The organism is Cochlodiniinecator piscidefendens (genome assembly GCF_011326755.1).
Classification (GTDB): domain Bacteria; phylum Pseudomonadota; class Alphaproteobacteria; order Rhodobacterales; family Rhodobacteraceae; genus Cochlodiniinecator; species Cochlodiniinecator piscidefendens.
In genome coordinates this window covers 326,529-338,598 of sequence record NZ_JAAOIE010000002.1, presented here as the reverse complement: position 1 = coordinate 338,598, position 12,070 = coordinate 326,529, and the positions used below count along the sequence as shown (strand labels likewise).

Below are 12,070 nucleotides of genomic sequence, written 5' to 3'. Positions count from 1 at the left end.
CATGCGTAAAACGCTGACAGCAATGACCCTTGCCCTATTTGCGACGGGTGCAATGGCTGAAACAGACCCAACAGATTGGGATGCCGTGTTAGAGGCCGCAAATGGCCAAACGGTATATTGGAACGCTTGGGGTGGTTCCACCACGACCAATGAATTCATCGCTTGGGTCGGAAGCCGCGTTCAAGAAGACTATGGTGTTACACTTGAGCACGTAAAGCTGTCAGATACCGCAGACGCCGTGAGCCGCGTTTTGGCTGAACGCACCGCAGGTCAGGATGAGGGCGGCGCAATTGACATGATTTGGATCAACGGCGAAAACTTTGCAGCGATGAAGCGCAATGAATTGCTGTTTGGTCCATTTGCAGAAGATCTGCCAAATTGGCAATTCGTCGATGTTGACGGCAAATCAGTACAAAGCGATTTCACAGTGCCGACCGAAGGATATGAATCGCCTTGGGCCATGGCACAGGTTGTGTTCATGTATGATACGGCTGATTTGGCAAACCCGTTACCTAATATGAATGCGCTACTCGATTGGTCATCTGCTAATCCCGGCCGTTTTACTTACCCGCAGCCACCAGATTTCTTGGGCTCAACGTTTTTGAAGCAAGCACTCTATGATTTGGTTGATGATCCTACGCCACTGTTGTCGTCTGTGGATGATGCAAATTATACTGAAGTAACTGCGCCTTTGTGGGGCTTTATGGATGCGTTGACGCCAACGCTGTGGCGCGAAGGTCGCGCCTATCCGCAAACGGGTGCAACGCAAATTCAGTTGATTGCTGATGGTGAACTTGATCTCGCGATTTCGTTTAGCCCTGGCGCGGCATCGGCAGCAATTGCCAACTTTGAATTGCCTGACACAGTGCGTACTTTTGTGCTAGAGAACGGTACAATCGGCAACGCGAGTTTTGTGGCTATTCCTTACAATGCATCGGCATCCGAAGGAGCGATGGTTGTTGCTAATTTCTTGTTGTCACCAGAATCTCAAGCGCGTGCATTGGACCCTGAAAACCTCGGTTACGGGACTGTTTTAGCAATGGATAGCTTGTCTGATGCTGAACGCGCAGCGTTTGATGCGATTGACCTTGGCATCGCGACGCTTACCCCGGCAGAGCTTGGAACAGCTTTGGCTGAACCGCACCCATCCTGGATGGAGCGCATCGAGCAAGATTGGGTAAATCGTTACGGCGTTTCTGAGTAATCTTGAGACAAGCCCTGAAATATCTTCAGATTAACACGGCTCCGTTGTTGCGACGGGGCCGTGTTTTATATGTTTTACCTACGCTTACGTTGCTTGCCATGTTGGGCCCCGTGCTGGCAGGGCTCGCGGGAACGCTTGCGCCTGCGTTTGGATATCTTCCTGCTGTGGGGGCAACAGAGTTTTCTCTGGCACCCTTTCAGGATTTATTCGATTGGCGTGGGTTCTGGCCTGCTGTTTGGCTTAGTGTGTTTGTCGGCATCGTATCAGCGGTTTTGTCGCTAAGCGTTGTCGTGATGATTGTCGCCTCATTGCAGGGCAGCGCATTTTTTACGTTTGTGCATAAAATGCTATCACCGCTTTTGGCAGTGCCCCACGCGGCAGCGGCATTTGGTATCGCGTTTCTTATTGCGCCGTCGGGATGGGCATCGCGTTTGGTGTCGCCTTGGCTAACCGGATGGAACCGCCCCCCAGATTTATTGATTGTGCAAGATCCTTGGGGGCTGTCGCTCATTGCGGGGCTGGTGGCTAAAGAAATACCATTTTTGCTTCTGATGATGATCGCGGCAATGGGACAAGTTGATTTTAACCGCTCAATCACAGTGGCCAGATCGCTTGGCTATCGACGAGAGGTCGCATGGCTAAAAGTTATTTTTCCCCGCGTTTATAAACAGATACGATTGCCGGTTTATGTGGTCTTGGCCTTTTCGCTTTCCGTGGTTGATGTAGCCATGATTTTGGGACCAAACACACCGCCAACGCTTTCGGTACAAATTGTTAAATGGATGGGTGACCCTGAACTCACTCTGCGTTTGCGCGCAGCTGCGGCGGCGCTGGTGCAATTTGTTTTGGTGCTCGGCGTGATAGGACTGTGGCGGATAGGCGAAGTGATGGTTGCCAAAGCTGGGTTAGCATGGGTTCAATCGGGGCATCGTGGGCGCGGCTTTTCAATATTTCGGCCCTTTGCCTTCGGCTTTGCAGTTTTGTCGGCGCTTGCGATTTTTGCGGGGATCGCTGGGCTGATTACTTGGTCTTTTGCTGGGTTTTGGAGCTTTCCTGAGTTCTGGCCAGATATGTTCACTTTGCGCAACTGGATGCGCCACGGTACCGCATTGGCAGACCCGATAAGAGAAACCGTTCTACTGGCTTCCGTCGCGACAATAGTCGCTTTGATCCTGACCATCGGGTGCCTCGAGGCAGAGCACCGCCATGGTTTGCGGGTGAGCACACGCGGTGTTTGGCTTTTGTATTTGCCATTGTTAATCCCACAAACGGCGTTTTTGCCGGGGCTGCAAACTTTGATGCTAAATTTTGGAATCCATTCTGGCCGTGTTCCCGTTATTGCTGCGCATATCGTGTTTGTTCTGCCGTATGTGTTTCTGTCGCTGAGTGATCCATTTCGGGCTTGGGACAGGCGGTATGGCACAGTTGCCTCTGCCTTGGGGGCATCGCAGGACCGCGTGTTGTGGACGGTTCGAATGCCAATGCTGCTCGCTCCGGTTTTGACAGCTGCTGCAGTTGGGTTTTCTGTGTCGGTGGGGCAGTATTTACCAACGTTGTTGATTGGCGGTGGACGAGTGCAAAGCCTAACAACCGAAGCTGTGGCGCTGGCATCCGGTGGGGACCGCAGGGCGATCGGTGTCTACGGGTTGGCACAAACTGTTGCGGCATTGGTACCTTTTGCAATTGCTTTGCTGCTGCCACGATTGATTTGGTCAAATAGAAAGGCTTTGCGTAATGAAGACTGAAGCGGGTTTGCATTTTGATCACGTGTCTATTGCGAAAGCAGGGCAGGTATTGGTTGAACTAAACGAGTTGATTGCACCGGGGGAGGTGCTTTCGGTGATGGGCCCATCAGGGTCTGGGAAATCGACGCTATTGTCATCAGTTATCGGTACATTGGACAAAGCTTTTTGCCTGACGGGGCAAATTCGACTTGATGGGCGCGACATCACGGGTTTACCGCCCGAGCAGCGTCATATCGGCATTTTGTTTCAAGATGATCTTCTGTTTCCGCACCTATCGGTTGGCGCTAATCTGGCATTCGGGTTGCGGCGTTCGCATCAAAAAGGCGCGGATTGCGTGGCGACAATCAACACTGCGTTGGCTGATGTTGGGTTAGAAGGATTTGCTGACCGCGATCCGGCGACGCTTTCGGGGGGGCAGAAAGCGCGTGTTGCTTTGATGCGCATGTTGTTGTCGCAACCATCCGCACTTTTGTTAGATGAGCCGTTTTCGGGGCTGGACACAGAACTGCGGGCGCAGATGCGGCAGCTTGTTTATGAACGGGCAAAGGCGCAAAAGGTACCGGTTTTACTAGTTACGCATGATATCGAAGACGCCGAAGCTTCTGGTGGGCGTATTGTGCGCATTGGGCAGAATTAAAACACGGGTTTTACTGTAATCAACTTGACCTTCCAGTAACGGGAACCACTATTTGAAGCCTGTACAGACCAGAGGCTTTGCGATGACAGATTCCTTCGATGTGAAATTGATACTGAACGGGCTGAACTGTGCCTCATGTGTTGGTCGCGCTCAAAGGGCGTTGGAAAGCCTGCCTGAGGTTCAATCTGCTGCGATTAATCTTGCGATAGATACTGCGCACGTGAAATTATTAAACGCTCAGGCGTTGTCGTCTGTTCTGAATGCGTTGGAACAGGCTGGATATCCGGCGCGTCTTCAGACATTGGAATTTTCGGTCGACAACCTTTCCTGTGCGTCGTGTGTTGGTCGGGCCGAAGCCGCATTAAGTACCGTTTTGGGCGTGACGCAGGCCCATGTGAATTTAGCGAATGAACGGGCGCAGGTTACATTTGCGGAAGGCCAAGTTTCATCATCTGATCTGTCACATGCTTTGGCCAGTGCTGGCTATCCCATGGGATCGCGGCAGGATCACGGGATGCCCCAATCCGTGCAGCAACGCAAAGATGAAGAATATGCCCAACTGAAGAGACTGACGGCGGTGTCATTCTTGCTCGCCTTTCCGGTCTTTATGCTCGAAATGGGGGGGCATGCTTGGCCTGCATTTCATCATTGGGTGATGCGCACCATTGGGCTGCAAAATCTTTGGATTTTAGAACTTATTTTGACCACGGCGGTTCTTGTTGGGCCGGGACGGCGGTTTTTTGAAAAGGGGTTTCCCGCGCTCGTTCGACGTGCACCAGATATGAACAGCTTGGTGGCTTTGGGCGCTATTGCTGCTTGGGGGTATTCGGTTGTCGTTGTCTGCGCCCCGTGGGTTTTACCAGATTCAGCACGTGTAGTATATTTTGAAGCGGCTGCTGTAATTGTCACTTTGATCCTTTTAGGCCGTATGCTTGAGGCGCGTGCAAAGGGGCGGACGGGGGCTGCGATTGAACGTTTGGTGGGGTTACAGGCAAAAACGGCCCGCGTCGAAATTTCGGGGGATATTGTTGAAACAGAGATTAGTGATCTCGGTGTTGGCGCTGTGATCCACGTCCGGCCGGGAGAACGAGTCGCTGTGGACGGTGTAGTTCTGTCTGGCCAATCCTATATTGACGAAAGCATGATCTCCGGAGAGCCGATTCCGGTTTCTAAAGCTGAGGGGGCGGACGTCATTTCTGGTACTGTAAATGGAACGGGGAGCTTTGTTTTTCGGGCCACTGCGGTTGGGAATGACACGATGCTGGCACACATCATTCAGATGGTTGAGCAGGCACAAGGAGCCAAATTGCCGATTCAGGGGTTGGTTGATCGTATCACGATGTGGTTCGTGCCCGCAATTTTGGGAATAGCGCTGATAACCATGGCGGTTTGGGCTATGTTTGGTCCTGAACCTTCGATAACGCATGCGTTGGTGGCAGGTGTTTCTGTTCTTATTATTGCATGTCCGTGTGCAATGGGTTTGGCGACGCCCACTTCAATTATGGTTGGCACTGGGCGCGGTGCAGAGCTTGGGGTTTTGTTTCGCAAAGGCGAGGCCTTGCAGCAACTTTCGGGCGCAAAGGTCGTTGCACTTGATAAAACCGGAACAATAACGGCTGGCCATCCAGCATTGACCAATATTGTTTTGGCCGAAGGTCGAAAACAGCAAGTTATCTTGCCATTGATAGCGTCTGTTGAGGCGCAGTCTGAACATCCCGTTGCCGCCGCAATTGTCCGATATGCATCAGAGAATGGGGCAAAGCCTGCCCACGTCACCGATTTTCAATCACACACGGGTTTTGGTGTTTCCGGGTATGTTGAGGGACAAAAAGTTTTGGTTGGCGCTGCCCGTTTTATGGAAACGGATAATGTCGACGTTTCAGCGTTCGGCGACACGTGTCATGTTTGGGCACAGGATGGAAAAACGCCTCTCTTTGCAGCAATTGATGGTGTCGCCGTTGCGGTAATCGCAGTAGCCGATCCAATAAAAATAGGTACGAGAGAGGCCATTGCCGCGCTACATGCACAAGGTTTAACAATTGCGATGATTACCGGAGATAACAAGTCCACAGCATCGGTTATTGCGAAAGAATTGGGTATTGAAACGGTGATCGCAGATGTGCTTCCAGATGGGAAGGTGGCAGCGCTAGATCAATTGCGTCAGACGGTTGGAACGCTTGTTTTTGTTGGTGACGGAATCAATGACGCACCTGCATTGGCACAGGCGGATGTAGGGATTGCCATTGGGACAGGCACTGACGTGGCTATTGAAACATCAGACGTTGTACTGATGTCTGGCGATTTGCGTGGCGTTGTGAATGCGTTTAATCTGTCACGAAAGACGATGCAAAATATCAAACAGAATTTGTTCTGGGCTTTCGCTTATAACATCGCACTAGTGCCCGTGGCGGCAGGCATACTTTACCCTATGTTTGGGGTTTTGCTTTCGCCTGCCTTAGCTGCAGGGGCAATGGCGTTGTCGAGCGTCTTTGTTTTAACCAATGCGTTGCGGTTACGCCGTTTGAAAAATGCGCTTCCGGAGATTGAGGCTAACACATGAACATAGGACAGGTTTCAGATTTTTCGGGTCTACCCGCGAAAACGATCCGATATTACGAAGAGATCGGGCTCATTGCGCCTATGCGCGGTGAAAATGGGTACCGGGCGTTTCGGGATACAGATTTGCATAAGCTGACTTTCTTAGCCCGAGCGCGCTCGCTGGGATTTACGATTGATGATTGTCGAAGCCTCATGGCGCTTTATGAGGATCAGTCCCGCGCGAGTGCGGATGTAAAGAAACTCGTTACACAGCACCTTCAGAACATCGATCAAAAATTAGAAGAATTAACGCAAATGCGGCAGACTTTATCTCACCTTGTGGATGCGTGTGCTGGGGATGATCGGCCTGAATGCCCCATTTTGAAAGATCTTTCAAAGAAAACAATTGGTTGAGCTCAGCTGTCGTAAAGAAAAATTTATCACCTCTTCGGGAACAGAGTTTATTGGTGATTTAGTTTAACCTGATACACTCCTACAGAACATGAGAATAGGTGTGGCATGCAGTTCGTAATCCAATTCCAAATCTTATTGATTTTGGCGTGTTTCTTTGTTGGAACTTGCTGCACGGTTTATATGCTGTCCTGCCGCTGTACCACTTACGCTTGGAAAGTTGCTGATTTGGTTTGGGTCTTGTTGGGGGGGCTCGGGGCATTGGTGGCTTTGCTGGCGGGTATTCATCGCGAAGACTCCTCGCAATTGAACCGCCAAATTGATGTTGCTTATGCGATCACTCAAGAATTTGAACGTGATGCTGCCAGGTTTCGTTTGCAATATTGTGAAGTTGACGGGCAGGGGCCTATCTTGCGTCCCCATGTGCTCACACTTTGCGAAAAAGTAGAGTTTTTATCTGCTTCCACTGCAGGGAGTCGTGAACTCCCACTATTCTTGGAAGTGGCTGAAGTTGCGACGCCTCAATTGTCGCTCGGATCTGTTTTTGGTGGGGGTGTCAGCCAACGGAATTACGATACGATGGTGGGAGAGGTTGGGCGGTATAGGCCCGAACTTCTGGCTTTTGATTCCGAAGATGAAGAAACGATGCGAGCTCAGGAGGCATTACAGCAATCGCCGGCTTTTCTAGGGATTTCAGCGGAGTTTCAGGTCATCGCGAACACATACAAGAGCTTGATTGAGCAATTGATCGAGTTAAAGGCAGAATGGGAATTCTTGCAATCCAATGCTCAGGTTCTCGCTTTGCAAATTATCGCGATATGTTTGGTTGCATTCGCTGCTCCGTTTCGCGTCGGAAAGGCCGTCGATGATTTAAAATAATTTTCGTTTTCCGCCAAAGACCAACAAAAATTGGATGTTTTGAAAGAGCTCGAAAAAAAAGTTCTCCAAACATGAATTTTTTGCTGGCACTCACTTTCAAATGTATTTAATAGCCTCCCTACCAAGCGACGACAACGTCGTAGCGCCCCTATAGCTCAGCTGGTAGAGCAACTGATTTGTAATCAGTAGGTCCGCGGTTCGAGTCCGTGTGGGGGCACCATTTCACATTTTGATGTGATTTTCTCAAAAAACTCAAATATTACAGATGCTTGCGGAGTTCGATAACCGTTTTCACGGTCGTATGCCAATGGGGCTGCAAACGCCGTTTTCTGGATAGTTTTGCGCACTTCGAGTGTTCCACTTTCATAGATATTCCAAGGGTTTGCGAGGTAATTTCGCAATAGTTCGATAATTTCTCCGAGTGTGCCTTTGGATTTGACGTTCTGTGAAAGTTTGTCGGTCAGTAAAATCTTGCCCTCTTCCAGCTTAGCAATCTTGTTTTCGAGCGCAGCCATGACCTTCGGATTCGATGTTTCAACCATGCGCTCAACAAGTGTATCTTGCTGCTTATCCAACTCTTTGTGCTGGCGTTTGATTTCAGCTTTCGCCTGTTTGGCTTGATCACCGCGTTGATCCCATGCGTCTTTCAGCATCGACATTGCGATATCAAGAATTTGCTTGCTTGGTTTGAGCGCGGACATGACGTCACTTTGTTTGAGCGTGAAAAGCAACTCGGAGGACAGGCGCGATTGGCCCAGCTTTTACCGCATCGGGCTGAATTTGGTGGAATTATCACCAATTTGACGCGGGAAATGGAACTCGCCGGTGTGAACATCCGCAAAGGCGTATCTGTTGACTGTTCAGTCATCGAAGAGTTTGCACCTGATGCAATTGTTCTCGCGACGGGCGCGACACCCCGTTGGCCCGAGTTCGAGGGGCGCTATACCGCCGCCGTTGTTGATGCATGGCAGGTTTTGCAAGGACATGCCAAAGTCGGTAAATCTGTAGTCGTTGCTGATTGGCGTGCAGATTGGATCGGGATCGGTGTTGCGGAATTACTGGCCCAAAACGGGCATCAGGTACGGTTGGCCGTGAACGGGTATATGCCGGGGCAAACGATTCAGATGTATGTACGAGACGCGAGTATTGGTCGTTTACACAGTCTTGGTGTTGAAATGCTTCCGTACATGCGCCTGTTTGGCGCAGATGAGGACAGTGTTTATCTTCAACATATAATGAGCAACGAAGCAGTGATTTGTGAAGAGGTCGACACTTTGGTTTTGTGTCAGGGGCATGTTCCGCAGAATAGTGTAGAGGATTTGGTGCGGGGAATGGGGCTCGAGCATTATCTGGTGGGGGATTGCATTGCACCACGCACTGCAGAAGAGGCTGTATTTGACGGGCTAAAAGTTGGGTTGCAATTGTAGAGGTGCAAATTGAGTTTGGCGATGCGCTGTGTCAATGAAGCTTCAAGCGCGATGCAACCATATTTGAATTCAAACCACTAATTTTGGGCACGTAAACAATCCATGAAGGTACTGACCACTAGGTTAGGGTCTTCACCACGTTTTCGAACGAGTTTAATTTCTGAGCCAAGGTCATGCTTTCCATTGCAGACAGATCGCATTTGTCCTCTTTGCAACCAAACGTTCGCCAAGCTTTGCGGAAGATAGCCTACATATTTACCTGTAAGGATAAGCATCGCTATGCCTTCAATTTGGTGCGCCACGGCATTTGATGTGATGCCCTGAGAAATCGGTGCCACTCTTTCTTCATTCAAATATGCGCGTTTGGCAAAGTTGGCTTGCTTTAACAGCTTATCCGCACGATCGCCCCGATGTACGTCAAACAATGGATTTCCGCGCCCGACATAAAGTCCGATTTTTTCTTGTCCAAGTTCTTCGTAAAGAAGGCCGGGTTTATGATTGTGGAACACCCCGATGCCTAGGGAAACATAACCATCTTGAACCGCTGTTTCGATATCGTCTGGGGCTAAAGAATGTAGTTCAATCGATACATCGGGGGCGGCTTGGACAAATTCAGACAACGCGTTGTGAATGAGTGCATTGTCGTTCAATACCCAGTTGTCAATCACCGCCAGCGCAAGCTTCCCGACAAGCTTTCCTCTCGTTTCATTGACCGTTTCACCAAATTGATCCAGCGCTGAAAAAAGTGTGCGCGCAGCGGAATAAACAATGGCACCTTTGTCAGTCAATCGAAAACCGCGACGTCCACGGTAGCACAATCGCATCCCTAAGCGTGTTTCAAGATCAGCTATTTGCCGGGAAATGGTGGATGCTGAAACATTGAGTATAATCTGAGCGTTAGAGAAACCTTTTGCTTCAACTACCGTTGAAAAAACATGCATCAAATGAATGTCAGCTTTGGAGAAAGAAGGAACAGCCATAGAAGAACTATAGTTGTATAAATATACAAATTAAATACCGTTATTTGTAATTTATTTCTGCAATAAATCGGAGAACACTCGGCCAAACACCAGTGAGAGAAAGACTGCGGAATGACAAGCGACGGAACACAAGCCAAAAAATGGGGCATAAACAACGATTACGGCAAGCTTCACGATGTGCTGCTTGGACGCCCTGATTACTTTAAGTGGGTTGATGCAGGGCCGTTAATCGGACGTACTTTGGCGAATGCCGAAAAAACTGGGGTGCGGTTTGATTTACAGCGTGCCCAAGCGCAACATGCGGAGATGGTGTCAATCTTTGAAGAAAATGGCACGAAGTGTTATTATCTGGATAGCGACGAAGCACTCCATCGGAATTTCTTTGCACGCGACAGTTCTGCGATGACGCCATGGGGCGCACTGATTTGCCATATGCAGTTAAAATGCCGCCGAGCTGATTATGCTACTGCGATCAAATTCTATCAGGAAAATGATATTCCGATTTGGAAGTTTGCCACTGCAGGGCATTTTGAAGGCGGTGATTTCAATATCATTGAGCCAGGTCGCGTATTAATCGGATACTGCGGGGAACGCTCAGAAAAAGAAGGTTCCGAACAGGTTGCCGAATTCGTGCGCGCCGAAGGATGGGAAGCCGTTACTGCGCCGATAAGCCGGGAATTTGTTCATATGGATGGCCTCATTGTTCCGCTTGCCGAAAAGCTGGTCGTGGCTTGCGTTGATGCGATGGAGCCTTGGCTGGTTGATGTTGTACGGGGGTGGGGCATTGACATTGTTGAAGTTGAATACCGCGAAGCAAAGAACCTAGGTGTTAACTTAGTCGCACTCGGTGATGGCAAAGTATTGTCGATGGCTGGGGCGACTGAACTCAACGGGAAAATGCGCGCGTTGGGCTTTGAAGTGTATGACCCAGATATGTCGATGTTTACGCTCGGTGGTGGTGGCGTTCACTGTCTCAGCCAAGCTTTGTGCCGGGACGAAGTATGATCAATGATCTTCAGATAAATGGCACCCGTTTGTGGGATAGCATCATGGAGATAGCAAAGATTGATGCTTTGCCAAACGGGGGGTGCGGGCGGTTAACGTTGTCTGATGGCGATAAACGTGCCCGCGACCTGTTTCGCCGCTGGTGTGAAGACGCAGGTTGTACGGTGGTTGTTGATCGACTTGGTAATATGTTTGGGAGGCGGGAAGGACGTAATCCTGATCTGCCCCCCATCGCGATAGGCAGCCATTTAGACACGCAGCCGCACGGCGGTAAGTTTGATGGTGTTTACGGTGTGCTCGCAGGGCTTGAGGTCATTCGGACGTTGAATGATTTGGGGTTGGAAACGGATGCGCCAATCGAGGTGGTGAATTGGACCAATGAAGAAGGAGCGCGGTTTTCACCCGCAATGTTATGCTCTGGGGTTTATGCTGGCCTGTTTTCGCTTGAGTTTGCGCTGAACCAAAAAGATGCGGATGGTGCCCTTTTAAAGGATGAGTTGGATCGGATCGATTATGCAGGGCCCATTCCATGTGGTGAGCATAAATTGGGTGCGTTTTTAGAAGCACATATCGAGCAAGGTCCAATTCTTGAAGCAAACGACGAAGTCATCGGTGTAGTAACTGGCGGGCAAGGCCAACGTTGGTATGATATCACTGTTACAGGCCAAGATGCACATTCTGGATCAACGCCTATGCCGGGCCGACGTGATGCGTTGGTTTCCGCCGCATCTTTGATCGCTAAAGTTCAAGAAATAGCTTTGGCGCACGGGCCACACGGAGTTGGAACCGTTGGCGAGGTCAGTGTATTGCCTAATTCCCGAAACACCATTCCGGGTGAGGTGCGCTTTACCATCGATTTTCGCCATCCCGACGACCACATCTTAAGTGCAATGGATGCTGCATTTCGAAGTGCAGCTGAATTCGAAACAAATGTGCAAATTGACATTGATATGGTTTGGCATAATCCGCCAGTTCAGTTTGATGCAACGTGTGTATCGATTGTGGAACAGGCGGCTGCCTCCGTCGGCCTGCCTTATCGACAGATGGTTTCTGGTGCGGGACATGACGCTTGTCAGGTTGCACGAAAAATTCCAACAGCCATGGTTTTCGTTCCATGCCGAGACGGGCTTAGCCACAACGAGGCAGAATGGGCAGAGCCCGAGCACCTGACCGCCGGTTGCAACGTACTATTGCGCGCTGCGCTGGAGCTTTCAGCACAAACAGCTTTGGAGAATTGATCAGTC

Annotated in this window: 10 protein-coding genes and 1 tRNA gene; 10 read left to right on the top strand and 1 reads right to left on the bottom strand. The window is 50.0% G+C overall.

Going from position 1 to position 12,070, the window contains the following annotated elements; genetic code table 11:
* Position 1: 1 nt before the first annotated feature.
* From G9C99_RS06350 to G9C99_RS06315, 8 genes are all read left to right on the top strand, one after another.
* Positions 2-1,204: an ABC transporter substrate-binding protein gene (locus tag G9C99_RS06350; protein WP_166416611.1), complete on the top strand. Its 1,203-nt coding sequence runs from the start codon at positions 2-4 to the stop codon at positions 1,202-1,204.
* A 98-nt stretch (positions 1,205-1,302) separates the two neighbouring features.
* A complete protein-coding gene (locus G9C99_RS06345) occupies positions 1,303-2,949 on the top strand; it encodes an ABC transporter permease (RefSeq protein ID WP_166417105.1) in 1,647 nt (548 codons plus the stop codon).
* A complete protein-coding gene (locus G9C99_RS06340) occupies positions 2,939-3,586 on the top strand; it encodes an ATP-binding cassette domain-containing protein (protein WP_166416610.1) in 648 nt (215 codons plus the stop codon). Before G9C99_RS06345 ends, G9C99_RS06340 begins: the two co-directional genes overlap by 11 nt.
* A gap of 82 nt (positions 3,587-3,668) precedes the next feature.
* Positions 3,669-6,146 (top strand): heavy metal translocating P-type ATPase, encoded by a 2,478-nt coding sequence (locus G9C99_RS06335; protein ID WP_166416609.1) that lies wholly within the window; start codon positions 3,669-3,671, stop codon positions 6,144-6,146.
* Entirely contained in the window at positions 6,143-6,538 is a 396-nt protein-coding gene (cueR, locus tag G9C99_RS06330; RefSeq protein WP_166416608.1) for a Cu(I)-responsive transcriptional regulator, read from the top strand. Before G9C99_RS06335 ends, cueR begins: the two co-directional genes overlap by 4 nt.
* A gap of 105 nt (positions 6,539-6,643) precedes the next feature.
* Positions 6,644-7,414 carry a hypothetical protein gene (locus G9C99_RS06325; RefSeq protein WP_166416607.1) on the top strand — a complete coding sequence of 257 codons (771 nt, stop codon included), beginning with the start codon at positions 6,644-6,646 and terminating at the stop codon, positions 7,412-7,414.
* A 144-nt stretch (positions 7,415-7,558) separates the two neighbouring features.
* A tRNA-Thr gene (locus G9C99_RS06320) sits at positions 7,559-7,634 on the top strand.
* A gap of 340 nt (positions 7,635-7,974) precedes the next feature.
* Positions 7,975-8,841, top strand: a complete 867-nt coding sequence (locus tag G9C99_RS06315; RefSeq protein ID WP_231703999.1) for an FAD-dependent oxidoreductase — start codon at positions 7,975-7,977, stop codon at positions 8,839-8,841.
* Between the two features lie 77 nt (positions 8,842-8,918).
* Here the strand turns inward: G9C99_RS06315 and G9C99_RS06310 are convergent, their stop codons facing one another.
* Complete coding sequence (locus tag G9C99_RS06310) at positions 8,919-9,821, bottom strand: LysR family transcriptional regulator (RefSeq protein ID WP_166416606.1); 903 nt, start codon at positions 9,819-9,821, stop codon at positions 8,919-8,921.
* A 111-nt stretch (positions 9,822-9,932) separates the two neighbouring features.
* Here G9C99_RS06310 and G9C99_RS06305 point away from each other — a divergent pair, with 111 nt between their 5' ends.
* Positions 9,933-10,826: a dimethylarginine dimethylaminohydrolase family protein gene (locus G9C99_RS06305; RefSeq protein ID WP_166416605.1), complete on the top strand. Its 894-nt coding sequence runs from the start codon at positions 9,933-9,935 to the stop codon at positions 10,824-10,826.
* A complete protein-coding gene (locus tag G9C99_RS06300; RefSeq protein ID WP_166416604.1) occupies positions 10,823-12,064 on the top strand; it encodes a Zn-dependent hydrolase in 1,242 nt (413 codons plus the stop codon). Before G9C99_RS06305 ends, G9C99_RS06300 begins: the two co-directional genes overlap by 4 nt.
* Positions 12,065-12,070: the final 6 nt, after the last annotated feature.